Raw genomic sequence first — 24,513 nt, forward strand, 5'->3', positions numbered from 1 at the left:
CGTTGCCCCGGTGCCGCCACGTCGCGCCCGTCGCCGTCCCGATCCGCCGTTCTTGCGGCCCCGGCCGGGCTGCTGCCACGCTGTCGCGATGCAGCATGAGGGGCCGGCCGCCATGAGCGAAGGCATCAGGACCGATTTCGCGCAGCGCATGAGCTACGGCGACTACCTGCGGCTCGATACGCTCCTCTCGGCGCAGCAGCCGCTGTCGGACAAGCATGACGAGATGCTGTTCATCACCATCCACCACGTGCAGGAGCTGTGGATGAAGCTGATGAACCACGAGCTCGACCTCGCCATGCGCTGCCTGCGCGAGGACGATCCCGGCCCGGCCTTCAAGGCGATGGCGCGCGTCAGCCGCGTGCAGCGCCAGCTCATCGAGGCCTGGGACGTGCTGACCACCATGACCCCCGCCGACTACCTGGCCTTCCGCGACAAGCTCGGCTCCTCCTCCGGCTTCCAGTCCTGGCAGTACCGGCTGATCGAGTTCAAGCTCGGCGCCAAGGACCCGTTCATGCTGCGCCCGCACGCGCACCGGCCCGACCTGCTGGCGCCGCTCCAGGCCGCCTTCGACGCGCCGAGCCTCTACGACGAATCGCTCCGCCTGCTCGCCCGGCGCGGCCTGCCGGTGCCGCGGGACGTGCTGGAGCGCGACGTCACGAAGCCGCACGCCGAGGACGAGGGCGTGGTCGCCGTCTGGGCCACGGTCTACCGGGACAGCGGGCGGCTGTTCGAGCTCTACGAGCTGGCCGAGGAGCTGGTGGACCTGGAGGACGCCTTCCAGACCTGGCGCTTCCGGCACATGAAGACCGTGAGCCGCATCATCGGCATGCGGCAGGGCACCGGCGGCTCCTCCGGCGTGAGCTACCTGCGCGGCGCGCTGGAGCGCAGCTTCTTTCCGGAGCTGTGGTCGGTGCGCACCCGGCTGTAGGGGCCATGCCCGGCGCGCGGCACCCCGGCGGTCCCGCCCGCCGCCGGGGCATCGCGGCGGCGCGGCCGGGGGCGGCCCCGTGCCGGAAGTCGGGAGCGTGACGGCCTTTGCGCTTCCTGGCGGTAGCCAGGGATCATAGAACCGCGGAATGATCGCCCCCTCGCCATCGACCGCGACGCCTGCGGCCCCGACCGGGCAGGAACCGGCGGGCGGCGCCGGCGGCGCGGCGTGGCGCGGCGTGGACCGCCTGCTCGCCATGGCCGGGGGCCTGCTCGACTGGCTGGCCACGACCGCCGGCGCCGACACGCCGGCGCTGCGCGGCCGCCTGCTCGGCATGCTGGCCGGCAAGCACATGGCGCTGGTCTTCGGCGTGGCGAACGTGATGTTCCTCGCCGCGATCGCCTGGCTGCGGCTCGGCGCCCCGTGGGCCGTGGCCTGGCTGCTGGTCAACCCGATCCATCCGCTGGCGCAGCGGCACAGCATCCTGCTGCTGCAGCAGGGCCTGGCGGGCGCGGCGCATCCGGGGGCGGAGCCGGACCGGGCGGTGGTCCGGCGCATCCTGGCCGGCGGCCTGTTCTGGGCCGCCACCATGGGACTCGGCTGCTATGCCTGCGTGGCGAGCGGCGACGTGCTGCTCGCCGCGCTGGCCGGCATCCACGTCGCGGGCATCAGCGCCGGCATCGCCGCGCGCAGCGCCAACGTGCCGCGCCATGCCACCGCGCAGATCCTGATCTGCGGCCTGCCCTACATGGCCGGCTGCCTGGTCACCCCGCTCCCCGGCTTCTGGATCATGGCGATCGAGGTGCCGGCCTGCCTCGCCGCGATGGTTTCGCTGACCCGCTACCAGTCCCGCCACATCGTCACCCTGATGCGCGCCGAGGAGCGCAACCGCTTCCTCGCCTCGCACGATGGGCTGACCGGGCTGCCGAACCGCAGCCAGCTCTACGGGCGGCTGCGGGACCTGCTCGACACCGAGCGCCGGTCGCCACCGGCGCCGGCGCATCGCACCGCGGTGCTCTACCTCGACCTCGACGGGTTCAAGGCGGTGAACGACACGCTCGGCCATGCCAGCGGCGACGCGCTGCTCCAGGCCGTGGCCGAGCGGCTGCGCGGGCAGGTGCGCGAGACCGACATGGTGGCCCGGCTCGGCGGCGACGAGTTCGTCGTGCTGCTGTGCGGGGTCGGGCCGGAGCAGGTGGAGGCGACGGCCTGGCGCCTGATCGAGGCGGTGTCGCAGCCCTACGAGATCGGGCATGCGGAGCCGGTGCGGGTCGGGGTGAGCGTGGGCAGCGCCCTGTCCGTCGCCGGCACCAGCCCGGAGCGGCTGATCGTGCAGGCCGACCAGGCCCTCTATGCCGCCAAGCGCGACGGCCGCGGCGTGCACCGCAGCGGTCCCACGCGCGAGCGGCCGGGCCTGCCGGTCGCGCCCGCCGTCCCGGCCAGCGCCCCCGCGGCCCGGTTCCAGGCCGACGACTTCGAGGCGACGCTGCGCCGCGCGCTCTCGGCCGGCCACGTCGTGCTGTACTACCAGCCCCTGCGCGACTGCCGGAGCGGCCGGATCGTCGGCGCCGAGGCGCTGCTGCGCTGGACCGACCCGGATCAGGGCCCGATCCGTACCGGCGACATGGTGCGGCAGGCGGAGGAGAGCGGCGCGATCCGGATGCTGGGCGAATGGGCGCTGCGCACCGCCTGTGCCGAGGCGGCCGGGTGGCGCTATCCCATCCGGCTCGGGGTCAACCTCTCCCCCGTGCAGGTGCAGGTGCCGGGTTTCGCGGCGCGGGTCGAGGCGATCCTGCGCGCCGTCGGCTTCCCGGCGGAGCGGCTGACCCTGGAGCTGACCGAGAGCTGGCGACTCGACCTGTCGGATTCGGTGCTGGCCACGCTGAACCGGCTGCGTGAGCTGGGGACCACCCTGTCGCTCGACGACTTCGGCAACGGCTACTCGAACATGGCCTACCTGAAGGACCTGCCGATCAGCGCCTTCAAGATCGACCGCGCCTTCGTGCCCACGGGCCCCGAGGATGGGCGTCGGCTCGCCATCACCCGCTCGCTCGTGGAGCTCGGCCACGCCCTCGACCTGTCGGTGGTGGCAGAGGGCGTCGAGACCCTGCCGCAGCTACATGTGCTGCAGCAGCTGGGCTGCGATCTCGTGCAGGGCTACCTGCTCGGGCCGCCGCTGCCGGCCGAGAGCCTGCGGATGCAGCTCGAAGAGGCCAGGCCGGCGGCCTTCGCGACCGGAAGCTGAGGGTCGGCCGCGCGGCCGGGCGAGGGCCTGAAGGCCGCCCGCGCCGCGGCCCTGGACGGGACGCGGCGTCCTGCCCGCTCACGGGCCTTGGCGGCGAATCATGACCCCCCGCGATCATGACCCGGGGCGGCGTTCGCCGGCCTGCCCGGGTCGTTGCCCCGGGAGTGGGTCCCGGGGAGTGGTATCCCGGGGGAGGGGAATACCACAGGCCGCCGGGGCGCGCGGTGGCGCGCCGCCGCCGGCCCGCGCGGCTCAGCCCTGGCGGGCCTTCAGGCGCGGGTTCTTCTTGTTCAGGACGTAGATGCGGCCGTGGCGGCGCACGACGACGCAGTTCTTGTCCCGCACCTTGGCGGTCTTGAGGCTGTTGCGGATCTTCATGACGACAACTCCGGACGCTGGCCGTGCGGCACGTGGCGGTGGCGCAAGTCGGGCGCCGAGCGCCCTCTTTCTATGGGAGGGCGGCGGATACAAGTGGCGGGCGGTGCTGTCAACCTCGGCGGGCGGGGGCTTCGCCCCTGCGGCCCCACCAGGGAAGGCGCCGCCTTCCCGGGACCCGTCCGCCCGGGGGCGAAGCCCCCTCGGATCCCCCGTTCCGGGAGAGACGGCCGGATGCCGGAACACCCAGGGCCGAACGGAGAGAGGGGCGGGAGGGCCTCGCCCTCCTGCCGGATGGGGGCCCCAGGGGCATTGGCGAAGGGGCCATGGGGGAAGGGGCCATCGGGGAAGGCGGGGCCTTCCCCGGAAGGGCGGCGCGGCCCGGAGCCGGCCCTATTCCGCCGCCACCGTGCGCTGGTTCTGCTCCCCGAGGCCCGCGATGCCCAGCCGCATGGTCTGGCCGGCCCTGAGGAAGACGGGGGGCTTCTTGCCCATGCCCACGCCCGGCGGCGTGCCGGTGGAGATCACGTCGCCCGGATGCAGGGTGATGAAGTGGCTGACGTAGCTGACCAGCTTCGCCACGCCGAAGATCATGGTGCGGGTGGAGCCGTCCTGCATGCGCTCGCCGTCCACGTCGCAGAACATGGCGAGGTCCTGCGGGTCCGCCACCTCGTCCTTCGTGACGAGCCAGGGGCCGAGGGGGCCGAAGGTCTCGTAGCCCTTGCCCTTGTCCCAGGTGCCGCCGCGCTCGAGCTGCCATTCGCGCTCGGACACGTCGTTGCTGACGGCGTAGCCGGCGACGTGGTCGAGCGCCTGCGCCTCGGGGACGGAGCGCGCGGTGGTGCCGATGATGACCGCCAGCTCCACCTCCCAGTCGGTCTTGGCCGAGTTGCGCGGGATGACGACGTCGTCGTCCGGCCCCTGCAGCGCGCCGAGCGACTTGAGGAAGATGATCGGCTCCTTCGGGATGGGCGAGCCGGTCTCGGCGGCATGGTCGGCATAGTTCAGGCCGATGCAGACGAAGTTCTTCATCCCCGTCACCGGCGGGCCGAGGCGCGGCCTGCCCGCCACCTTCGGCAGCGCGGCCACGTCGAGCCCCTGGAGCCTGGCGATCCCGGCCGGGGAGAGCGCCTCGCCGGCGAGGTCGGGGATGACGCCCGACAGGTCGCGGATCATGCCTTCCGCGTCCAGCAGTCCGGGCTTCTCCTGCCCCGCGGGGCCGTGGCGCAGCAGCTTCATGGCGTGTCTCCTGGATGGGGCCCGGCACGGCCGGGGCGGGATGGCGTGGCGCCGGATCGGCCGGCCGCCAGGGCGGATCGGCGGCGGGACCCTGGCCGGCGGCGGCCCGGGAACGGGGCCCGGAACCGCACGGATCCCGGCAGGCTGGCGCCGGGCGCGGCGCGCGGCCCTGCCCGGCGGCGGGCGGCCTTCAGAGCGTCCAGCCGCCGTCGATCACCATGGCCTGGCCGGTGACGAAGGCGGATTCGTCGGCGGCGAGGTAGACGGCGAGCGACGCGATCTCCTCGGCGGTGCCGAGGCGGCCCATGGCCTGGCGGGCGACGAAGGCGCCGCGCGCCGCCTCCACCGAGCCGGCGGCGGCGGCGTTGGCGGCGACTCGCTCGCCGAGGCTCGGCGTGTCGATCGTGCCCGGGCAGAGGCAGTTGCAGCGCACGCCGCGCGCCACCGTGTCGGCCGCGACCGCCTTGGTCATGCCGATCACCGCCGCCTTGGTGGTGCCGTAGACGAAGCGGTTCGGCGCGCCTTTGATCGAGCCCGCCGCCGAGGCCATGTTGATCACGCTGCCCCGGCCGCGCTCCAGCATGCCCGGCAGCACGGCGCGCATGGTGCGCCACATGGCGCGCACGTTGAGCGCGAAGGCGAGGTCCCACTCCGCCTCGGTGCAGGTGAGCGCCGTGTTCTGGTGGACGATCCCGGCGCAGTTGAACAGCACGTCGAGCATGCCGGCGGCGGCGATGGCGGCCTCCACCGCCGCGTCGTCGAGCACGTCGAGCGCGTGCGTCTCGATGCCGTGCGCGGCGAGGCCCGCGAGCTTGCCGGCGTCGCGGTCGGTCGCGATCACGGTGCCGCCCTCGGCGGCGAAGGCCAGCGCCGTGGCGCGGCCGATGCCCTGGCCGGCGGCGGTGACGAAGCAGAGCTTGCCTGCAAGCCGGCCGGCCATGGCATGTCCCTCCCGTTGGCGGCGCCATGATGACGGCGGCGCGGGCGGCGTCAATCGGCGTGGCGGATCAGGTCTCCTTGTGGATGATCGCGGTCAGGGTGCGGCAGGCGGCGACCACCACCATCAGCATCAGCCCGTCGCGCATCAGCCGCTCCGGGCTCAGCACCCAGCCGCCCACCTCCAGCGTGCGCGGCAACTGCGCGACGATCGCCTGCACCTGCGGCTCCAGGTCGAGCCGGCCGACCACGCGCAGCACGCCCCACCAGAGCAGCCCGAGCAGGAAGGCGAGCGGCGCCAGCAGCTCCGCCACCTGCTCGGCGAGGTTCAGCAGGAAGGTCAGCGTGCCCCAGAAGACGAGGCGCGCGGTGCGGTCCGCCGCGCGCTCCAGCCGGCGGAGAAGGCCGGGTCGGGCGCGATGCCAATGGGCATCCTCATCCTCGTCGCGCATCGCCATGCCGTTCGCCATCGCCCACCCGCTTCGTCATGCCCCCGAGGGAGCGGTCCGGGCGCCAAGTGAGCGGAGGGCGGGGCGGAACGCAACCGTGGCCTGCCGGGCGGTGCCGCGCCGGGGCGGCGGCCCGGCGGCCACCCCACCGACGCCGCGCGATGCCGGCCGGCGGAAGCCGGGACCGCCGCCGGCCGGCGGTCAGTGGTTGTTCCGGCTCTCGCCGCGCGTCTCGACGATGTTGAGGTAGAGCGTCGCCGGCTCCAGGCAGCCGCCGGTGCCGAGCTGGCCGACCATGGAGCGGTAGATCTCCTCCCAGGGCGTCTTGTGCTCCAGCACCGGCGGCTTCCAGTGCTGCCGGCGCGTGCGCAGCTCCTCCTCCGGGATCAGCACGTCCACCTTGCGGGTGCGCAGGTCGATGCGGATCGGGTCGCCCGACTGCAGCAGGGCGAGGCCGCCGCCCACCGCCGCCTCGGGCGAGACGTTGAGGATGGACGGGCTGGCCGAGGTGCCGCTCTGCCGCCCGTCGCCCATGGTCGGCAGCGCCTCGATGCCCGCCTTGATGAGCGCGGCGGGGGGCTGCATGTTCACCACCTCCGCCGAGCCGGGATAGCCCACGGGCCCGCAATTGCGGATCACCAGCACGGTGCGCTCGTCCACGCCGAGATCGGGGTCCTCGATGCGCGCGTGGTAGTCCTCGGGGCCCTCGAACACCACCGCCTTCCCCTCGAACACCCCCTCGGGGTCGGAGAGGAAGCGGGCGTGGAATTCCTTGTCGATCACGCTGATCTTCATCACCGCGTTGTCGAACAGGTTGCCCGAGAGCACCACGAAGCCGGCATGCTCCTTCAGCGGCTCGGCATAGGGGCGGATCACGTTGCGGTCGATGTCGGCGACGCCCGCCAGGTTCTCGGCCAGGGTCTTCCCGCTCGCGGTCATGACGTCGCCGTGCAGGCGGCCGGCGTCCAGCAGCTCGCGCATCACCGCCGGGATGCCGCCGCCGCGGTGGAAGGCCTCGCCGAGGAAGCGCCCGGCGGGCTGGCAATCGACCAGCAGCGGCACGTCGGCGCCGACCGTCTGCCAGTCCTCGATCGCCAGCTCCACGCCCATGTGGCGGGCGATGGCGATCATGTGCGGCGGGCAGTTGGTGGAGGCGCCGATCGCCGAGGCGGTGACGATCGCGTTCTCGAAGGCCTTGCGCGTCATGATGTCGGAGGGACGCAGGTTCTCGTGCACCATCGCCACGATGCGCGCCCCCGTGGCGTGCGCCATCTGGCCGCGCTCGCGGAACGGCGCCGGGATGGCGGCGCAGCCGGGCAGGGACATGCCCACCGCCTCGGCCAGCGAGTTCATCGACAGCGCCGTGCCCATGGTGTTGCAGTGGCCGATGGAGGTCGCGGAGCTGGCCACGAGCTGCATGAACTCCTCGTAGTCGATCTCCTCGGCGGCCAGCATGCGCCGCGCCTCCCAGATGATCGTGCCCGAGCCGGTCAGCCGCCCCTTGTGGTGCCCGTCCAGCATCGGTCCGCCGGAGAGCACGATGGCGGGGATGTTCACCGTCGCCGCCGCCATCAGGCAGGCGGGGGTGGTCTTGTCGCAGCCCGTGGTCAGCACCACCCCGTCGAGCGGGTAGCCGTGCAGCACCTCCACCAGCCCGAGATAGGCGAGGTTGCGGTCGAGCGCCGCCGTGGGGCGCTTGCCGGTCTCCTGGATCGGGTGGACGGGGAATTCCAGCGGGATGCCGCCCGCGTCGCGGATGCCGGCCTTCACCCGCTCGGCCAGCGCCAGGTGGTGGCGGTTGCAGGGGGCGAGGTCGGAGCCGGTCTGGGCGATGCCGATGATCGGCTTGCCCGATTGCAGCTCGCCCCGCGTCAGCCCGAAATTCAGGTAGCGCTCGACGTAGAGGGCGGTCATGCCGGGATCGGCGGGATTGTCGAACCAGCGCTGGCTGCGCAGGCGGAATTTCGGCTCTTCGTGCGCCACGGTGCTGGCTCTCCCGGGTTCCCCGACGATGCGGCGGAGGGTGCGTAGCGCCGGACGGCGCTGTCAACGGCGCCAGAAGGTTCTGCCGAGGCGGGACCTGCCGAGAAGGGCCTGCCGAGAAGCGTGTGCCGGGGGAGGGGCGGCCGGCGGGGCGCCGCCGACAGGGGCCCGGCGCCGGCATTGCCGCCTGCCCCGCCGCCGGCCATCATTCCGCCGGACGGGGGAAACGGAGACGGCCACCCATGACGCATCAGGACGCGGCCGACGCGGTGCTGCGCGCCGCCGTCGAGGCGGGCGAGGTGCCCGGCGTGGTGGCCATGGCCGCGACGCGGGACGGGGTGCTGTACCAGGGCGCCTTCGGCCGGCGCGGCCTCGACACCACGGCGCCGATGACCGTGGACACGCTGTTCTGGATCGCCTCCATGACCAAGGCGGTGACCTCGGTGGCGGCGATGCAGCTCGTCGAGGCCGGCCGCATCGGCCTCGACGACCCGCTCGGCCCGGTGCTGGAGGAGCTGCGCGCGCCGCTGGTGCTGGAGGGCTTCGACGCCGACGGCGCGGCGCTGGTCCGGCCGGCCGAGGGCGTGGTGACGCTGCGCCGGCTGCTCACCCACACCGCCGGTTTCGGCTACGATTTCTGGCACCCCGACATCGCCCGCTACATGCGCGAGCAGGGCATCCCCTCCCTCCATGGCGGCGATCCGGCTGCCTTCCGCGTGCCGCTGCGCTTCGACCCCGGCACGCGCTGGCAGTACGGCATCAGCACGGACGTGGCGGGGCGCGTGGTGGAGCGCCTCGCCGGCCAGGGCCTCGGCGACTACCTGCGGGCGCATGTGTTCGCGCCGCTCGGCATGGACGAGACCGGCTTCGGCGTGCCGCCGGCCTGGCAGGCGCGGCTGGCCACGCGGCACCGGCGCGACGCCACGGGGGCCCTGGCGCCGATCGAATTCAGGGCGCCGGAGCGGCCGCGCTTCGAATCCGGCGGCGGCGGGCTGTTCTCCACCGGGCCCGACTACCTGCGCTTCCTGCGCATGCTGCTCGGCGGCGGCACGCTGGACGGCGTTCGCCTCCTGCGGCCGGAGACGGTGGCGGCGATGGCGGAGAACCACATCGGCGCGCTCGAGGTGGAGCCCCTGCCGGAGAGCGACCCGCCGGGCTTCTCCAACCGCGCCGAATTCTTCCCCGGCATGCCCAAGAAATGGGGCCTCGGCTTCCTCATCAACACCGGGGCGGCGCCGGGCGGCGGCCGCGCCGCGGGCAGCCTGGCCTGGGCGGGGCTGGCCAACACCTACTACTGGATCGACCCGTCGCGCGGCGTCACCGGCCTGCTGCTGACGCAGATCCTGCCCTTCGCCGACCCGGCGGTGCTGGGGCTGCTCGACCGGTTCGAGCGGTCGGTCTACGCGGCGCTCGGCTGATCCGCCTCGCCGCAGGGCCGCACCGCCGCCGGCAGGTGCTGGCGCAGATGCGCCGCGATCAGCCGGAACTCCGACTCGCGCGGCGCCGAGCGGCGCCAGACCAGCCCGATCCGCCGTCCCGCCGCCGGCTCCGCCAGCTTCCGGTAGGCCACCAGCCCGCCCATGTCGCCATGCCCGGTCGCCAGCGCCGGCAGCAGCGAGTAGCCCTCGCCGGCGCCCACCATGTGCCGCAGCATCTCCAGGCTGGTCGCCTGGCGCGCATGGCGGTCCAGGTGCCCGGCCCGGCAGAGCGACAGCGCCTGGTCGCGCAGGCAATGGCCCTCCTCCAGCAGCAGCAGCTCCTCGCCCGGCAGGTCCCGCACCCGCGCGGGCGTCGCCCCGGCCAGCGGATGCGTGGCCGGGCAGGCCAGCATGAAGGGCTCGAAGAAGAGCGGCTCGGCCAGCAGCCCCTCGCCGCCCGTCGGCAGGGCGAGCAGCAGCAGGTCCAGCTCGCCGTGGCGGAGCTGGTCCAGCAGCGCCTGCGTGGCGGCCTCCTGCAGTTGCAGCCGCAGCCGGGGGAAGCGCTCCCGCATCGTCCGCAGCATGGCGGGAACGTAGTAGGGGCCGAGGGTCGGGATCACGCCGATGCGCAGCTCGCCCGAGAGCGGCTCGGCCTCCAGCCGCGCCGCGTCGAGCAGCGCCCGCGCCCCGCGCAGCACCTCCTCGGCCTGGCGCAGCAGGCGGGACCCCTCCGGCGTCGGCTCCACCCGCCGCTTGGTGCGCTCGAAGAGCGGGCAGCCGAGCAGCCCCTCCAGCTTGCGTACCTGCTCGCTGAGGGCCGACTGGCTGACCCCGCAGCGTTCCGCCGCGCGCCCGAAATGACGCAGCTCGCCGACCGCGACCGCGTATTCGAGGTCGCGCAGGGAGAGGCCGGCGAGGTTGGTATGGGCCATGCGCTGATAGGTAGAGCCGAATACAAAGGGTGGAAAGATCGATTTCACCTGTCGCGGTGATCGGGCCATCTTCCCGGCATGGAAAGCCTCGCAGGGGAAGCCGCCATGGCCGACGCGACCGATCGCCCCGTCCTGACCACCACCGCCGGCGCCCCGGTGGCCGATAACCAGAACAGCCTCACCGCCGGCCCGCGCGGGCCGGTCCTGCTGCAGGACTACCGGCTGATCGAGAAGCTGGCGCACCAGAACCGCGAGCGCATCCCGGAGCGCGTGGTGCACGCCAAGGGCTCCGGCGCCTACGGCACGCTGACCGTCACCGGCGACATCACGCGCTACACCCGGGCGGCGCTGTTCCGGCCGGGGCAGCGGACCGAGGCGCTGCTGCGCTTCTCCACCGTCGCCGGCGAGCGGGGGGCGGCGGACGCCGAGCGCGACGTGCGCGGCTTCGCGCTGAAGTTCTACACGGGGGAGGGCAACTGGGACCTCGTCGGCAACAACACGCCGGTCTTCTTCATCCGCGACCCGATGAAGTTCCCGGACTTCATCCGCACCCAGAAGCGGCACCCGCGCAGCAACCTGCGCTCGCCGACCGCGATGTGGGACTTCTGGTCGCTCTCGCCCGAGAGCCTGCACCAGGTGACGATCCTGTTCTCGGATCGCGGCCTGCCGCAGGGCTACCGCTTCATGAACGGCTACGGCTCGCACACCTACTCGTTCTGGAACGAGGCGGGCGAGCGGCACTGGGTCAAGTTCCATTTCAAGTCGATGCAGGGCCACCGGCACTGGACCAATGCCGAGGCCAACGCGGTGATCGCCGAGGACCGCGAGAGCGCGCAGCGCGACCTGTACGAGGCGATCGAGCGCGGCGAGTTCCCGCGCTGGCGCGTCTGCGTGCAGATCATGCCGGAGGCCGATGCGGCGAGGACGCCCTACGACCCGTTCGACCTGACCAAGGTGTGGCCGCATGCCGACTACCCGCTGGTCGAGGTCGGCGTGCTGGAGCTGAACCGCAACCCGGCCCACTACTTCGCGGAGATCGAGCAGGCCTCCTTCTCGCCCTCCAACATCGTGCCCGGCATCGGCTTCAGCCCGGACAAGGTGCTCCAGGGCCGCCTCTTCGCCTATGCCGACGCGCACCGCTACCGCGTGGGCACGCATTACGAGATGCTGCCGGTGAACCGCCCGCACGCCACCGTGGCGCGCACCTACCACGCCGACGGCCCGATGCGCTTCGACTCGCCGGTGGGCGGCGACGCCTACTACGAGCCGAACTCGTTCGGCGGCCCGGCGGAGCAGCCCGCGTTCCGGGAGCCGCCGCTGCGCCTCGACGGCGACGCCGACCACCACAGCCACCGCGAGGGCAACGACGACTACGGCCAGCCCCGCGCGCTGTTCCGCCTGCTCGGCGAGGCGCAGCGGCAGCGCCTGTTCGGGAACATCGCCGGCGCGATGCAGGGCGTGCCGCGCCACATCGTCGAGCGCCAGCTCGGGCATTTCCGCCGGGTCGATCCGGCCTATGCGGAGGGCGTCGAGGCGGCGATCCGCCGCGTCCACACGGCACCCGCCTCGGACCCGCGCACCGCGGCCGACGTCACCCTGGCCGTTGAAGCGGCCGGCATCACCCGAGCCGCGGAATAGGGGCTGCGGGACAGGGCCGCGGGAGCCGCCGGCGCGCCGCCACGGGCGCCGGCCCCCCTGCAACCGAGTTCCGGCCTCGTTCATTGTTCCCGGCGCGGAGCGGCGGCCGCGCCTCGTCATCCGCCGGCGATCCCTTCCGGCGGGCACCGCACCCGGCCCCACCATCCGGGCCACCATCAGGACAGGACAATCATGACCGTTGACGTGAAGTACACCACCGAAGCCACCGCCACCGGGGGCCGCGACGGCCGCGCCGAGACCGCGGACGGCGTGCTGGCCGTGTCGCTCTCCACCCCGAAGGCGCTGGGCGGTGCCGGCGGCACCGGCACCAACCCGGAGCAGCTCTTCGCCGCCGGCTACGCCGCCTGCTTCATCGGCGCCATGAAGTTCGTCTCCGCCACCCAGGGCGGGGCCAAGGTGCCGGCGGATGCGACCGTGACCGCGAAGGTCGGCATCGGCCCGCGTTCCGAGGGTGGCTTCGGCATCACCGTGGACCTCACCGTGTCGCTGCCGGGCGTCGATCGCGCCGCGGCCGAGACGCTGGTGGAGAAGGCGCACCAGGTCTGCCCGTACTCCAACGCCACCCGCAACAACGTGCCGGTGACGCTGACCATCGCCTGACGGCATGGCGGCCGGCCCGGCCGGGGCCAGCCGCCGACGACCCGCAACGCGACGCCGGGCACGCCTCGCCCCGGCGACGGACCTCGCCGGACCGCCCCTTCCCCCTTTTCCCCCGGGGGGCGCGGCCGCACGGAGCTGCCATGTCCGCCACCCTCGCGCGCACCGCCGCGCCCGCCCGTTCCGCCGTTCCGGCTCCCGTCGTCCCGCTGCGGATCGGCGTGGCCGGGCCGGAGGCGGCGTCGCCGCTGCTGGCCGCCTTCGGTGCGGGCCTGCCCTGCCGCGTGATCGTCCATGCCCCGACGGGGGCACCGGCGGATGCCGCCGGGGCGCTGCACGACGCGCTCCGCGCGGAGAGGATCGATTGCGCCGTGCTCGGCATCGACGGGCTGCCGCTGCCCGCCGGGCTGGCGCTCGCCGCCGTGCCGCGGCGGGCGGAGACGCGGGCGGCGCTGGTGCTCGCGCCGTCCTGCCGGCCGGAACGGCGGGCGCGTCCGCTCCCGTCGCTGCCGGCCGGCGCGCGGGTCGCGGTCCGCTCGGCGCGGCAGCGGGCGCAGCTCGCGTCGTGGCGGCCGGACCTGCGCTTCGGGCTGGTGGGCGGCGGCGACGCGGAACGACTCGCGCGGCTGCGCGGCGGCGACTTCGCGGCGGCACTGGTCGGGCCGGCCGGGCTGCGCCATCCCGACCTGGCGGGCCCGCCGTTGCTGGACCCGTCGGTGCTGGACCCGTCGGTGCTGGACCTGCCGGTGCTGGATCTGCCGGTGCTGGATCTGCCGGAACTGCTGCCGGAGGCCGGGGCCGGCCTGTCCCTCATCGCCGTCCGCGCGGGGGATGCCGCCACGCGGGCGCTGCTGCGCCGCCTCGACGATGCCGGCGCGCACGCGGCCGCGCTGGCCGAGGCGGCGCTGCGCGAACGGCTCGGTCCCGCGCTGGCCGGCTGCCTTGGCGCCCGTGCCGGCCTGCTGCCTGATGGCGGCCTGCGGCTGGAGGCCGTGCTGGCGCTCCCGTCGGGCGGCTGCCTGCGTCGCGCGGTGCAGGGGGACGTGGCCGAGGCGGCCCGGCTCGGTGCCGCGCTGGCCGCCAGGCTGCTGGACGGCGGCGCAAGGGACTGAGGGCCCGTGCCGCACGGCCCGCCCGGGCCGGGTCCGGGCATCGCCCCGAGGGGCATCGTGATTCTTCCGAATCGGTCGCCGGGGCCCGAAAGCGGCGTGGCCGCTACGGCGAACCGCAGTCCGATCGGGACTGCGGTTCGTTGTGGCTCGTTGTTCCCGGCGCGGATTCACGCCGCCGGGCATGTCCGCCCGCCGGCGATCCGCTCCAGGCGCCTGCCGCCGGACGCGCCGGGCCGGCGCTTCCTTGCGGCCGGGGTGCCGGGCACGACACAACCGGAAGGTGCGGACCGCGCCGCGCCGGAGGCATGTTGCGCCGCACGCGGCCGCCTTGCCGCCAACGCCCCGCAACCCTATGGTGCGCCGCCCCCAACAGCCCGGAAATGCAGCGACCATGAGCAATTCGCCGATCTACAAGCGCGTCCTGCTGAAGGTCTCCGGCGAGGCGCTGATGGGCTCGCGCGACTACGGCCTCGACACCGGGACGCTGAAGGCCATCGCCGCCGACGTGAAGGACGTGGTGGCGCTCGGCGCGCAGGTCTGCCTGGTGATCGGCGGCGGCAACATCTTCCGCGGCATCTCCGGCGCCGCCTCGGGCATGGACCGCGCCCAGGCCGACTACATGGGCATGCTGGCCACCGTGATGAACGCGCTGGCGATGCAGTCGGCGCTGGAGATCGCGGGCGTCTCCACCCGCGTGCAGTCGGCGATCCCGATGGCCTCGATCAGCGAGCCCTACATCCGCCGGCGCGCCGTGCGGCACATGGAGAAGGGCCGGGTGGTGATCTTCGCCGCCGGCACGGGCAACCCGTTCTTCACCACCGACACCGCCGCCGCCCTGCGCGCCGCCGAGATGGGCTGCGACGCCATGCTCAAGGGCACCCAGGTGGACGGCGTCTACGACTCCGACCCGCGCAAGAACCCGAACGCCGAGCGCCTGGAATCCCTCACCTATCTCGACGTGCTCTCGCGCGACCTGCAGGTGATGGACGCCGCCGCGATCAGCCTGGCGCGCGAGAACAAGCTGCCGATCATCGTCTTCAACATCCACGAGCACGGCAGCTTCACCGCCGTGATGCGGGGCGAGGGGCGCTACACCACCATCGTCGAGGTCTGAGCGGACCGCCGGAGGTTCGCGCCCGGAGGTTCGCGCACGGACGGTGACGCAGGCCCGGTCGGCGCGGTTTCCGGTCGCGCCGGTCCCGCCAGCCGCCCCGGGGTGCCGTTCCGCGAGCCGCCTCGCCCGATCGGCCTGCTCCGGACCGAGCGGGATCCGCGCCCGGGTCGTGCCGGTGTGGCGGCCGTCCCGCTGCCTTCGGCCCGGGGGATGTCTGCCGGTGGGCGGGCCCGCCGGGAAATGTGCCGCCGCCGCCAGCGGGGCGCCGGTTCGGCGTGTCCGGTCCGGCGTGCCGGCCCATGGGACGCCCGGCCCCGGCCGCCCCGCGGCGGCGTGCCGCCGCGATGTGACGCCCGCTTTGGCGGCGTGCCGCCGCGATGCGACGCCCGCTTCATGGCGGCGCGATCATGGTCTAGCTTCCGGCCCCGCCGGTCGATGCGTGGCCGTCGATGCGTGGCCCTGGCCATGGCCCCCTGGCTCCGGCCGGCCGTCCGGTCCCGTCAGGCTTGCACGATCCGGTGCGCGGATGCCAGATGCCGGCCCCCGGCCGTGACGAGCCTGCCCGGGGATTTGTTGTGCCCAGGCCCAGGGAGGCCTGCTGAGGGAAGGATGCCCAGGCCATGCCGGCCGACCTTGCTGCGCTGAAGCGCGACCTGACCCGCCGCATGGACGGCGCCATGGAGACGCTCCGCAAGGAGTTCGTGGGGCTCCGCACGGGCCGCGCCAACCCCGCCCTGCTGGAACCCATCCGGGTCGAGGCCTACGGCACCGAGCAGCCGCTGAACCAGCTCGCCAACATCGCCGTCGCCGGTCCCGGCCTGCTCTCGGTGCAGGTCTGGGACCGTGCCGTGACCAAGGCGGTGGAGGTCGCGATCCGCGATTCCGGCCTCGGCCTCAACCCGCAGGCCGAGGGGCAGGTCATCCGCGTGCCGCTGCCCCAGCTCACCCAGGAGCGGCGCAACGAGCTGGCCAAGGCCGCCGGCCGCTACGCCGAGGGCGCCCGTGTCGCGATCCGCGGCGTCCGCCGCGACGGCATGGAGCAGGTCAAGAACGCCGACAAGAAGGGCGAGATCGGCCAGGACGACGCCAAGTCCTGGTCCGACGAGATCCAGAAGCTGACCGACCAGTACATCAAGAACGTCGATCAGGCGCTGGCCGAGAAGGAGAAGGACATCAGGCAGGTCTGATGTCCCACCCGATGCAGCGCGCCATGCGGCGAGAACCGGCCCGGCCGGCCACCATCCCCGGCCGCGTCCCTCCGAGCCTTCCCCCGTGCCTTCCGAGTCCTCCCCTGGACCCCGCCGAGGCGCCTTCCGAGGGGGCCGGCGACCGGTGAGCCTCGTCCCGAAGATGCTCGCCGCCCGTCCGTCCGTGGCGGTCCCGGCGGCCGAGCCCGGCGTGCCGAATCACGTCGCCATCATCATGGACGGCAATGGCCGCTGGGCCGCCTCGCGCGGCCTGCCGCGCGCGCTGGGCCACAAGGCCGGGGCCGACGCCGTGCGCCGCGCCATCGAGGCATCGGCGAAGGCGGGCGTGCGCTGGCTGACCCTGTTCGCCTTCTCCTCGGAGAACTGGCACCGCCCGGCCGACGAGGTGCGCGACCTCACCGCGCTGCTGCGCTTCTACCTGCGGGCCGAGGTCGCGGCGCTGGCGCGGGAAGGCGTGCGCCTGCGCGTGATCGGCGAGCGCAGCCGCTTCGGGCCGGACATCGCGCAGGCGATCGAGGCCGCCGAGGCGACCACGGCGCACGGCAAGTCGCTCAACCTCAACGTGGCGCTCTCCTACGGTGCCAGGGCCGAGATCGCCGCCGCGGCGCGCGCCCTGGCCGAGGAGGCGCGGGCCGGCCGGCTCGACCCGGCCACCATCGACGAGGCGACCTTCGGCCGCTTCCTGTTCACGGCGGACATGCCCGACCCGGACCTGATCATCCGCACCTCGGGCGAGCAGCGCCTTTCCAACTTCCTGCTCTGGCAGGCCGCCTACGCCGAGTTCGTCTTCCTCGACGTGCTCTGGCCGGATTTCGGCGCGGCCGACCTGGAGGCGGCGATCGGCGCCTACCGCCGGCGCGAGCGGCGCTACGGCGCGCGCGGGGCCTGAGTGGGCCTGCCCGACAGCGGCCCGCCGGCGCCCCGGCCGGGAACGGTGCCGCCGTCGTCCCGCCCGACCCCCGCGCCGGCCGGGACGGCCCGCGCCGGCTCCGCCCGATGGAGCGACCTGCGCCTGCGCGTGCTCTCGGCGCTGGTGCTCGGGCCGCTCGCCCTGCTCTGCGCCTGGGCCGGCGGCCCGGCCTGGACGGCGCTGCTGGCGCTGTGCGTGCTCGGGCTCGGCTGGGAATGGTCGCGGCTCTGCGGCGCGCCGGCGCTGCGGCCGCCGGCGATCGGCCTGCCGCTGGTGCTGCTGGTGTCGCTCGGCTTCGCCGCCTTCGGACACAGGCCGGCCGCGCTGGTGGCGCTGGCCGCCGGCTGCGCCATCATCGGCCCGGCCGCGTGGATGCGCGGCACGCCGCGCGGGCTGCTGCTGACCGCCGGCATCCCCTATCTCGGCCTCGCGGCCCTCTCCCTGCTCGCATTGCGCGAGGGGCCGGCCGAGGGGGCGGTGGGGCGCGGCAACCTGTTCTTCCTGCTGCTCGTGGTCTGGGCCAGCGACATCGGCGCCTACCTGGTCGGCCGCCTGGTCGGCGGGCCGCGGCTCGCCCCGGCCATCTCGCCGGGCAAGACCTGGTCCGGCGCCCTGGGCGGACTGGCCGCCGCGATGCTGGTCGGCCTCGGCGCGGCGGCGCTGTTCGATCCGCAGCCGGGCGTGCCGTGGCGCGCCATGCCGGTGGCGGGGGTGCTCGCCGCCCTGTCGCAGGCCGGCGACCTGCTGGAAAGCGCGATCAAGCGGCGCGCCGGGGTCAAGGACTCGTCGAAGCTCATCCCCGGCCATGGCGGCCTGTTCGACCGGGTTGACGGCGTGCTCGCCGCCGCCCCCGCCGCCGCCCTGCTGGGGCTGATCCTGGGGCAGGGAGTGCCGCTATGGCGTTGAACTCGGGGGCGTTGAACTCGGGAGCGTCGAATTCGGGGGCGTCGGACCCGGGCGCGTCGAATGCCGGGACATCGGGCATGGCGGCGGCGCCGGCGGGTTCCGCCCGGCCGCGGGCGGCCCCGCGCCGCGTCAGCCTCCTCGGCAGCACCGGCTCGGTCGGGCGCAGCACGGTGGCGCTGCTGGAGGCCGCCCCGCCCGGCAGCTTCGCCGTCTCCGCGCTGGTGGCCGGGCGCGACGTCGCGGCGCTGGCCGCGCAGGCACGCGCCCTGCAGTCGGCCGGCCTCGCGCCCGAGCTGGCCGTGCTGGCCGACCCGGGCGGGCTCGCCGCGCTGCGCGAGGCGCTGGCCGGGACCGGCATCGCCTGCGGCGCCGGTCCGGCGGCGGTCGAGGAGGCGGCGCTGCGCCCGGCCGACTGGACCATGGCCGCCGTGGTCGGCGCCGCCGGTCTGCGCCCCACGCTCGCCGCCGCCTCGCGCGGCGGCACGGTGGCGCTGGCCAACAAGGAGAGCCTGGTCTGCGCCGGCGCGGTGATGCTGGACGCGGTGCGCCGCTCCGGCGCCACGCTGCTGCCGGTCGATTCCGAGCACAACGCGATCTTCCAGTGCCTCGACGCGCGCGACCCGGCGGCGATCGAGCGGATCATCCTGACCGCCTCGGGCGGCCCGTTCCGCAACGCCTCGCTCGCCGAGATGCGCGCCGCGACGCCGGAGACGGCGGTGCGCCACCCGGTCTGGAGCATGGGCGCCAAGATCAGCGTCGATTCCGCCACCATGATGAACAAGGGGCTGGAGCTGATCGAGGCGGCGCGCCTGTTCCCGGTGCCGGAGCCGCGCATCGAGATCCTGGTGCACCCGCAATCGGCCGTGCACTCGCTGGTGCAGTACACGGACGGCTCGATCCTGGCGCAGCTCGGCACGCCGGACATGAAGACGCCGATCGCCTACGCCCTGGCCTGGCCGCGGCGGATGGAGGTCGCGGTGCCGCGCCTGGACCTCGCCGCGCTCGGGCGGCTGGAATTCATGGCGCCCGACGCCGAGCGCTTCCCGGCGCTGCGCCTGGCGCGCGAGGCGCTGCGCACCGGCGCCGGCGCCTCCACCGTGCTGAACGCGGCCAACGAGGCGGCGGTGGGGCTGTTCCTCGACCGGCGCCTCGGCTTCCTCGACATCGCCGCCGTGGTCGAGGAGACGATGGAGCGCCTGGGCTGCCCGCCGGCCGACACGCTGGAGGCGATCCTGGCGCTCGACGCCGAGGCGCGCGAGGTGGCTGCGGGCTTCGCGCGGTCACGCGCCGCGGCGTGAGCGGCGGGGGGGCGGCGCCCGTCCCCCCGGCCCTCGTCCTGATCCCCCGCGGAGGCGGGCACGCCGGTCGCCCCGCGCGTCGGCGCCGGGCGGTGCGCCCGGTCCGGGCGCGCCGCTACCGTCCCGCCCGGGCCCGGCGCACCGCCGCCAGCGTCGCGTCGGCCAGGGCGGGCAGGGCGGCGATTCCCCCGGCCGGGATGGTGCCGGCGCGTGCCCCGCCTTCCAGCCCGGCCGCCGCCTCGGCCAGCAGCCGGGCGCCGGCCATGCGGGCGGCACCCTTCAGCCGGTGCGCCGCCTCGGCGACGGCGCCGGCATCCTCGCATGCGGCGGCGGCGACGAGGCCGGCGACGTCGCCGGTCACCGAGTCCGCGAAGCCGGCCAGCAGCCGGCCCAGCCGCTCCTCGTCGGCGCCGAACAGGCGGCGCAGCACCTCGGGGTCGAACAGCGCGGCCGGCGGCATGCCGGCAGCCGGGGGCGCCGGGCCGGCCGTCCCGCCCGCCGGCGGCAGCCAGCGCGACAGGGTGCGCGAGAGCGAGTCCATCGAGACCGGCTTGGGCAGGAAGGCGTCGATGCCGGCGGCGAAGCAGCGCTCGTCCTCGCCCTTCAGCGCGTTGGCGGTGACCGCCACCAGCACGGTGCGCGTCGCCGGCGCCGCCTCCTGCCGGCCCTCCTCCCGTCTTATGGCGCGGGCGAGGTCGAACCCGTCCAGCACCGGCATGTGCAGGTCGAGGAGCACCAGCGGGTGCCGTTGCGCCCGCCACAGCGCCAGCGCCTCGCCGCCGTCGGTGGTCAGGTCGGCGGCGAAGCCGAGCAGCTCGAGCTGGCGCGCGATCACCTCGCGGTTCACCGCGTGGTCGTCGGCCACCAGCAGGCGCGGCAGCCCGTCGCCGTGCGGCCGCTCCGCCTCCGGCGCGGCCGGCAGCGGCAGCGCCGCCATGCCGGAGCGGCCGAGCCGCAGCGACACGGTGAAGCGGCTGCCGCGCCGCGGCGCGCTCTCGACGCCCGCCTCGCCGCCCATCAGCTCGGCGAGCCGGCGCACGATGGTCAGGCCGAGGCCGGTGCCGCCGTAGCGGCGCGTGGTGGAGCTGTCGGCCTGCACGAAGGGCTGGAACAGCCGCGCCGCCTGCTCCGCCGTCAGGCCGATGCCGCTGTCCTCCACCGCCATGGCGACGAGCACGGAATCCGCCGCCTCGCGCGTGTCGCAGAGGATGCGCACGTAGCCGCGCTCGGTGAACTTCACCGCGTTGGCCACCAGGTTGAGCAGGATCTGGCGCACCCGCACCGGATCGCCGATCACGATGTCCGGCTCCGCGCCGGGCGGGTCGGCGAAGAGGTGCAGCCCCTTGCGCCGCGCCTCGACGCCGAGCGTGTCGAGCACGCCCTCGATCAGCGAGCGCAGCGAGAAGGGCAGCTCCTCCAGCTCCAGCCGCCCGGCCTCGATCTTGGAGACGTCGAGCACGTCGTCGATGATGCGCAGCAGGGCGTCGGCGCTGCCGCGCATCACCTCGACGCAGCGCGCCTGCTCGGTCGAGAGGCCGGTGCGCTCCAGCACCTCCATCATGCCGAGCACGCCGTTCATGGGCGTGCGTATCTCGTGGCTCATGCTGGCCAGGAAGGTGGACTTGGCGCGGTCCGCCGCCTCGGCGGCGTCGCGCGCGGCCTCGGCCTCGTCGCGGGCGCGCGCCAGCTCCTCCTCGCGCTCCTTGAGGCCGGTGATGTCGCGGTAGTGGCAGAGCAGCTCGCCGCCCGGCAGGGTCTGGAAGCGGAATTCCAGCCAGTGCCCGCCCGAGGTCTTGCGGATGTAGCGCAGCCCCTGCGGCTGCACGGCCATGGCGATCTTCTCCGCGACCGCCGCCTCCAGCGCCTCCGGCCCGCCGGGGGGCGGGCCGAAGTCGCCGCGCTGCGCCTGGATGCGCATGAAGTCGGCGAGCGGCGTGCCCTCCGGGCCGAAGCCGGCGGGGAATTCCAGCAGCCGCCGGATCGGGCCGTTGGCCAGCAGCAGCCGCAGCGAGGGGTCGAACAGCGCGACGCCGTCGGTCAGCTCGTCGAGGATGCGCTGCTGCGTCGCGCGCTGGCGCTCGATCTCCTCCTCGCGCTCCTTGAGCCGCGTGATGTCGCGGTAGTGGCAGAGCAGACGGCCGTCGGGCAGCGGCCGGAAGCTGTACTCCAGCCAGTAGCCGCTGTGCGAGCGGCGGGTGTAGTGCAGGCCCTCGGGCCGCAGCGCCGGGGCGATGCGCGCGACCACCGCGGCATCCACCTCGGCCTCGGTGGCGGGGGGCGGGCCGAAGTCGCCGCGCAGCGTCTGGGCGCGCACCACGTCGGGCAGGCGCACGCCGCGCCGGAGCTGGGTGTTGGGCGAGTCGTTGAGCCATTGCAGCGGCCGGTTGGCCAGCTCCAGCCGCAGCTCGGAGTCGTAGAGCGCCACGCCGTCGGTGAGCTGGTCGAGGATGATCTGCTGCGTCGCGCGCTGGCGCTCGATCTCCTCTTCGCGCTCCTTGAGGCCGGTGATGTCGCGGTAGTGGCAGAACAGCCCGCCATCGGCCATCGGCACGAAGCGGAATTCCAGCCACGGCCCGTCCCGCATCCGGCGCGTGTACTGCGTGCCCCCCGGCGTCAGCATGGTCCGCAGCCTTGCCCGCACCAGCGCCGCCACGGCCTCCTCGGTGGCGGGGGGCGGGCCGAAGTCGCCCCGCAGGGCCTGGGCGCGCAGGATCTCCGTGACATGGGTGCCGGGCCCGGTGAAGTCGGCCGCGAAGCCCTGCACGCGGCGCATCGGGCCGTTGGCGCGCACCAGCCGCAGCTCGGAATCGTAGAGCGCCACCGCGTCGGTGAGGTTGTCGAGGATGATCTGCTGCGTCGCGCGCTGGCGCTCGATCTCCTCCTCGCGCGCCTTGAGCCGCGTGATGTCGCGGTAGTGGCAGAACAGCCCGCCATCGGGCAGGGGGATGAAGCTGTACTCCAGCCAGTAGCCGCCGGCGGACTTGCGCGTGTAGTGCGTCCCGCCCGGCGTCAGCATCACCGCGAGGCGTTCCCGCACCAGCGCCTCGATGCCCTCCGGGTCCGCCGGCGGCGGGCCGAAGTCGCCGCGGCGCGCCTGCAGCCGCAGCGTCTCGGCGAGGGGCGGGCCGGGGACCGAGTAGCGCTGGTCCGTGAAGTTCTGCAGCCGCAGCAGCGGGCGGTTGGCGAGCCGCAGCACGAGATCGGAGTCGTACACCGCGACGCCGTCCGAGAGGTTGTCGATGGCGAGCTGGTAGGTGGCGCGCTGCACCTCCAGCTCGGCCTCGTGGCGCTTCAGCGCGGTGATGTCGCGGTAGATGTTGAGCACGCCGCCATCGGGCAGCCGGGTGCGGATGATCTCCACCCAGTAGCCGCAGCGGGTCAGGCGGGTGGTGACGCGCTCGGCGGGATCGAGGATCTCGCGCACCCGCCGCTCCACGAAGGCGTCGAGCGCGGCCTCGGTCTCCGGCGGCGGCCCGTAGTCGCCGCGGTTCGTCATGAAGCGCAGGATGGCGCGCCCGTCGGCGCCGGGCAGCAGCAGGTCGGGCGGCAGGTCGTAGAAGCGCTGCAGCCGGGCGTTGGCCAGCCGCACGCGGAACCCGGAATCCCAGAGCAGCAGCCCGTCCGTCATGGTGTCGAGCACCAGCTCGTGCGTCTCCCTGGCCGCGCGCAGCTCCGACTCGCTCTCGATCAGCTTGGTGACGTCGCGGTAGGTGACGATGTGCCCGCCCGATTCCATCGGGTGGGTGATCACCTCGATCCAGCCGCCGGAGCGGCGCGGGCGCACGTAGCGCGTGCCGCCGGGGGTGAGCAGGTTGGCGGCGCGCCGCTGCGCCTCGGCCTCGACCGCCGCGGGATCGGCGGGCGGCGGGCCGAAGTCGCCGCGCCGGACCTGGTAGCGCACGAGGTCGATCACCGGCGTGCCGACCTGGATCAGCGCGCCCGGCAGCTCCAGCAGATGCTCCACCTGCCGGTTGAAGGCGCTGAGCCGGAACGCCTCGTCCCAGAGCGCCACCGCGTCGCGCATCTGGTCGAGCATGCGCTGCTGCGTGTCGAGGCGCTGACGCAGCGCCGCGTCGCCCGATGGTCGGCACGTGGCGCGGTCCTGTCGCGGCGGGGGCGGGGCGCCGGGAGGCGCGGCCCCTTCCGGCATGCTCCCGTCCGGTATGCTCCCATCTGGCATGCTCCCTTCCGGCGTGGCCCCGACCGGCGCCTCCATGGCGGATCGCCGCCGGTCGGCGGGTGCCTCGCCGGACTGGATCTCGCCGGGCGGCAGCCCGTCGGCGGCCGTCTCGCGGGGGATCGTCACGGGCATGCCGGGCGCCGTCGCGGAACGGCGCGGTGGCGGACCGGTTCGCCGTGCCTAGCGGGTTTCTGGCGCAGGGCGGGCTCCGTGTTTGACGCGGCGGAAAGCTTGCCGCCATCCTCCCGCCCGCGCGGCGGGCCGGGGAGTGCGGGATGGCGGCGAGCGAGTTGCTGCTCGTGGAGGATGACGCTTTCCAGCGGCAGGCGGTGGGCGACTATCTCACGCTGCAGGGCCTTTCGGTCACGTCGGTGGCCGACGGGGCTGCCTTCCGCCGGGCGGTGGAGAGCCGCATGCCCGATCTCGCCCTGGTCGATGTCCGCCTGCCCGGCGAGGACGGCTTCACCCTGGCGCGCTGGCTGCGCGCCCGCAGCGAGCAGGTCGGCATCATCATGCTGACCGCCGCCGACGAGCTGGTGGACCGCGTGGTCGGCCTCGAATCCGGCGCCGACGACTACGTGGTCAAGCCCTTCGAGCCGCGCGAATTGCTGGCACGGGTGCGGGCGCTGCTGCGGCGCGGGCAGCGCGCCGCGGCCCCGGCCGCGCCGGCGGCCGAGGCACGGCCCCTGATCCAGGTCGGCGCCGCCATGCTCGACCTCGAGCGGCGCATCCTGGTCGGCCCGGCGGGCGAGGAGCGCCTGACCGCGGGCGAGTACGACCTGCTCCGCCTGCTGGTAGAGAACCCGAACCGCCCGCTGCACCGCGACTGGCTGCTGGAGGCGACCGCCCGTGCCGGCGAGGAGCCCGAGGCGTTCGACCGCGCCATCGACCTGCGCATCATGCGCCTGCGCCGCAAAGTGGAGCGCGACCCGGCGCACCCGGAGGCGATCCGCACGGTGCGCGGCGTCGGCTACGTGTTCGTGCCCGCCTCCGGCTGAGCCGGGGTGGCGGCAGGGGGCCGCCG

General features: G+C 74.5%; 19 protein-coding genes. 12 read left to right on the forward strand and 7 right to left on the reverse strand.

The genetic code is table 11. From position 1 onward, the window contains the following. Positions 1 to 112: 112 nt before the first annotated feature. Together kynA and M0638_RS12230 are read left to right on the forward strand one after the other, a co-directional pair. The gene (gene kynA / locus M0638_RS12225; RefSeq protein ID WP_248667271.1) at positions 113 to 928 is read left to right on the forward strand and encodes a tryptophan 2,3-dioxygenase; all 816 of its coding nucleotides are present in this window, start codon (positions 113 to 115) and stop codon (positions 926 to 928) included. A gap of 148 nt (positions 929 to 1,076) precedes the next feature. Next, entirely contained in the window at positions 1,077 to 3,173 is a 2,097-nt protein-coding gene (locus M0638_RS12230; RefSeq protein WP_248667272.1) for a putative bifunctional diguanylate cyclase/phosphodiesterase, read from the forward strand. A gap of 252 nt (positions 3,174 to 3,425) precedes the next feature. On the opposite strand, the gene ykgO is transcribed toward M0638_RS12230, so the two are convergent. The 5 genes from ykgO to M0638_RS12255 all read right to left on the reverse strand — a co-directional run bounded on the left by ykgO (position 3,426) and on the right by M0638_RS12255 (position 8,155). Continuing rightward, on the reverse strand, positions 3,426 to 3,551 hold the full coding sequence (ykgO, locus tag M0638_RS12235) for a type B 50S ribosomal protein L36 (RefSeq protein ID WP_248667273.1): 126 nt from the start codon (positions 3,549 to 3,551) through the stop codon (positions 3,426 to 3,428). A 390-nt stretch (positions 3,552 to 3,941) separates the two neighbouring features. Beyond that, positions 3,942 to 4,787: a fumarylacetoacetate hydrolase family protein gene (locus tag M0638_RS12240; RefSeq protein ID WP_248667274.1), complete on the reverse strand. Its 846-nt coding sequence runs from the start codon at positions 4,785 to 4,787 to the stop codon at positions 3,942 to 3,944. A gap of 190 nt (positions 4,788 to 4,977) precedes the next feature. Continuing rightward, a complete protein-coding gene (locus M0638_RS12245; protein WP_248667275.1) occupies positions 4,978 to 5,727 on the reverse strand; it encodes an SDR family oxidoreductase in 750 nt (249 codons plus the stop codon). A gap of 67 nt (positions 5,728 to 5,794) precedes the next feature. Further along, entirely contained in the window at positions 5,795 to 6,193 is a 399-nt protein-coding gene (locus M0638_RS12250) for a hypothetical protein (protein ID WP_248667276.1), read from the reverse strand. Between the two features lie 180 nt (positions 6,194 to 6,373). Then, a complete protein-coding gene (locus tag M0638_RS12255; protein WP_248667277.1) occupies positions 6,374 to 8,155 on the reverse strand; it encodes an IlvD/Edd family dehydratase in 1,782 nt (593 codons plus the stop codon). 242 nt (positions 8,156 to 8,397) lie between these two features. On the opposite strand from M0638_RS12255, the gene M0638_RS12260 reads away from it, so the two are divergent. Next, positions 8,398 to 9,573 carry a serine hydrolase domain-containing protein gene (locus M0638_RS12260; protein ID WP_248667278.1) on the forward strand — a complete coding sequence of 392 codons (1,176 nt, stop codon included), beginning with the start codon at positions 8,398 to 8,400 and terminating at the stop codon, positions 9,571 to 9,573. Here M0638_RS12260 and M0638_RS12265 read toward each other — a convergent pair. Further along, positions 9,555 to 10,505, reverse strand: a complete 951-nt coding sequence (locus M0638_RS12265; protein WP_248667279.1) for a LysR substrate-binding domain-containing protein — start codon at positions 10,503 to 10,505, stop codon at positions 9,555 to 9,557. The two genes, M0638_RS12260 and M0638_RS12265, sit on opposite strands and share 19 nt — an antisense overlap. Before the next feature lie 105 nt (positions 10,506 to 10,610). On the opposite strand from M0638_RS12265, the gene M0638_RS12270 reads away from it, so the two are divergent. From M0638_RS12270 to dxr, 8 genes are all read left to right on the forward strand, one after another. Beyond that, entirely contained in the window at positions 10,611 to 12,143 is a 1,533-nt protein-coding gene (locus M0638_RS12270; protein WP_248667280.1) for a catalase, read from the forward strand. 192 nt (positions 12,144 to 12,335) lie between these two features. Beyond that, positions 12,336 to 12,764, forward strand: coding sequence for an organic hydroperoxide resistance protein (locus tag M0638_RS12275; protein WP_248667281.1), 429 nt, complete (start codon positions 12,336 to 12,338; stop codon positions 12,762 to 12,764). Between the two features lie 140 nt (positions 12,765 to 12,904). After that, the gene (locus M0638_RS12280; RefSeq protein WP_248667282.1) at positions 12,905 to 13,873 is read left to right on the forward strand and encodes a hypothetical protein; all 969 of its coding nucleotides are present in this window, start codon (positions 12,905 to 12,907) and stop codon (positions 13,871 to 13,873) included. 391 nt (positions 13,874 to 14,264) lie between these two features. Continuing rightward, positions 14,265 to 14,987, forward strand: a complete 723-nt coding sequence (pyrH, locus tag M0638_RS12285) for a UMP kinase (protein ID WP_248667283.1) — start codon at positions 14,265 to 14,267, stop codon at positions 14,985 to 14,987. 620 nt (positions 14,988 to 15,607) lie between these two features. Beyond that, the gene (gene frr / locus M0638_RS12290; protein ID WP_248667284.1) at positions 15,608 to 16,174 is read left to right on the forward strand and encodes a ribosome recycling factor; all 567 of its coding nucleotides are present in this window, start codon (positions 15,608 to 15,610) and stop codon (positions 16,172 to 16,174) included. A gap of 163 nt (positions 16,175 to 16,337) precedes the next feature. Beyond that, positions 16,338 to 17,084: an isoprenyl transferase gene (locus tag M0638_RS12295; RefSeq protein WP_248667319.1), complete on the forward strand. Its 747-nt coding sequence runs from the start codon at positions 16,338 to 16,340 to the stop codon at positions 17,082 to 17,084. Between the two features lie 45 nt (positions 17,085 to 17,129). Continuing rightward, the gene (locus tag M0638_RS12300; protein WP_248667285.1) at positions 17,130 to 18,011 is read left to right on the forward strand and encodes a phosphatidate cytidylyltransferase; all 882 of its coding nucleotides are present in this window, start codon (positions 17,130 to 17,132) and stop codon (positions 18,009 to 18,011) included. Between the two features lie 77 nt (positions 18,012 to 18,088). Beyond that, positions 18,089 to 19,309: a 1-deoxy-D-xylulose-5-phosphate reductoisomerase gene (gene dxr, locus M0638_RS12305; RefSeq protein ID WP_248667286.1), complete on the forward strand. Its 1,221-nt coding sequence runs from the start codon at positions 18,089 to 18,091 to the stop codon at positions 19,307 to 19,309. Between the two features lie 115 nt (positions 19,310 to 19,424). On the opposite strand, the gene M0638_RS12310 is transcribed toward dxr, so the two are convergent. Next, complete coding sequence (locus M0638_RS12310) at positions 19,425 to 23,621, reverse strand: PAS-domain containing protein (protein ID WP_248667287.1); 4,197 nt, start codon at positions 23,619 to 23,621, stop codon at positions 19,425 to 19,427. Positions 23,622 to 23,764: 143 nt separating this feature from the next. Here M0638_RS12310 and M0638_RS12315 point away from each other — a divergent pair, with 143 nt between their 5' ends. Next, positions 23,765 to 24,487 (forward strand): response regulator, encoded by a 723-nt coding sequence (locus M0638_RS12315; protein WP_248667288.1) that lies wholly within the window; start codon positions 23,765 to 23,767, stop codon positions 24,485 to 24,487. Positions 24,488 to 24,513: the final 26 nt, after the last annotated feature.

This window comes from Roseomonas acroporae, assembly GCF_023223525.1.
GTDB lineage: Bacteria > Pseudomonadota > Alphaproteobacteria > Acetobacterales > Acetobacteraceae > Roseomonas_E > Roseomonas_E acroporae.

What these genes read in the sequence shown, in the direction of transcription:
- M0638_RS12295 (WP_248667319.1), top strand. Translation starts at nt 16,338, where the DNA reads ATGCTCGCCGCCCGTCCGTCCGTGGCGGTCCCGGCGGCCGAGCCCGGC.
- dxr (WP_248667286.1), top strand. Translation starts at nt 18,089, where the DNA reads ATGGCGGCGGCGCCGGCGGGTTCCGCCCGGCCGCGGGCGGCCCCGCGC.
- M0638_RS12260 (WP_248667278.1), top strand. Translation starts at nt 8,398, where the DNA reads ATGACGCATCAGGACGCGGCCGACGCGGTGCTGCGCGCCGCCGTCGAG.
- ykgO (WP_248667273.1), bottom strand. Translation starts at nt 3,551, where the DNA reads ATGAAGATCCGCAACAGCCTCAAGACCGCCAAGGTGCGGGACAAGAAC.
- M0638_RS12310 (WP_248667287.1), bottom strand. Translation starts at nt 23,621, where the DNA reads ATGCCCGTGACGATCCCCCGCGAGACGGCCGCCGACGGGCTGCCGCCC.
- M0638_RS12250 (WP_248667276.1), bottom strand. Translation starts at nt 6,193, where the DNA reads ATGGCGAACGGCATGGCGATGCGCGACGAGGATGAGGATGCCCATTGG.
- M0638_RS12275 (WP_248667281.1), top strand. Translation starts at nt 12,336, where the DNA reads ATGACCGTTGACGTGAAGTACACCACCGAAGCCACCGCCACCGGGGGC.
- kynA (WP_248667271.1), top strand. Translation starts at nt 113, where the DNA reads ATGAGCGAAGGCATCAGGACCGATTTCGCGCAGCGCATGAGCTACGGC.
- M0638_RS12240 (WP_248667274.1), bottom strand. Translation starts at nt 4,787, where the DNA reads ATGAAGCTGCTGCGCCACGGCCCCGCGGGGCAGGAGAAGCCCGGACTG.
- M0638_RS12280 (WP_248667282.1), top strand. Translation starts at nt 12,905, where the DNA reads ATGTCCGCCACCCTCGCGCGCACCGCCGCGCCCGCCCGTTCCGCCGTT.
- frr (WP_248667284.1), top strand. Translation starts at nt 15,608, where the DNA reads ATGCCGGCCGACCTTGCTGCGCTGAAGCGCGACCTGACCCGCCGCATG.
- M0638_RS12230 (WP_248667272.1), top strand. Translation starts at nt 1,077, where the DNA reads ATGATCGCCCCCTCGCCATCGACCGCGACGCCTGCGGCCCCGACCGGG.
- M0638_RS12245 (WP_248667275.1), bottom strand. Translation starts at nt 5,727, where the DNA reads ATGGCCGGCCGGCTTGCAGGCAAGCTCTGCTTCGTCACCGCCGCCGGC.
- M0638_RS12265 (WP_248667279.1), bottom strand. Translation starts at nt 10,505, where the DNA reads ATGGCCCATACCAACCTCGCCGGCCTCTCCCTGCGCGACCTCGAATAC.
- M0638_RS12270 (WP_248667280.1), top strand. Translation starts at nt 10,611, where the DNA reads ATGGCCGACGCGACCGATCGCCCCGTCCTGACCACCACCGCCGGCGCC.
- M0638_RS12315 (WP_248667288.1), top strand. Translation starts at nt 23,765, where the DNA reads ATGGCGGCGAGCGAGTTGCTGCTCGTGGAGGATGACGCTTTCCAGCGG.
- pyrH (WP_248667283.1), top strand. Translation starts at nt 14,265, where the DNA reads ATGAGCAATTCGCCGATCTACAAGCGCGTCCTGCTGAAGGTCTCCGGC.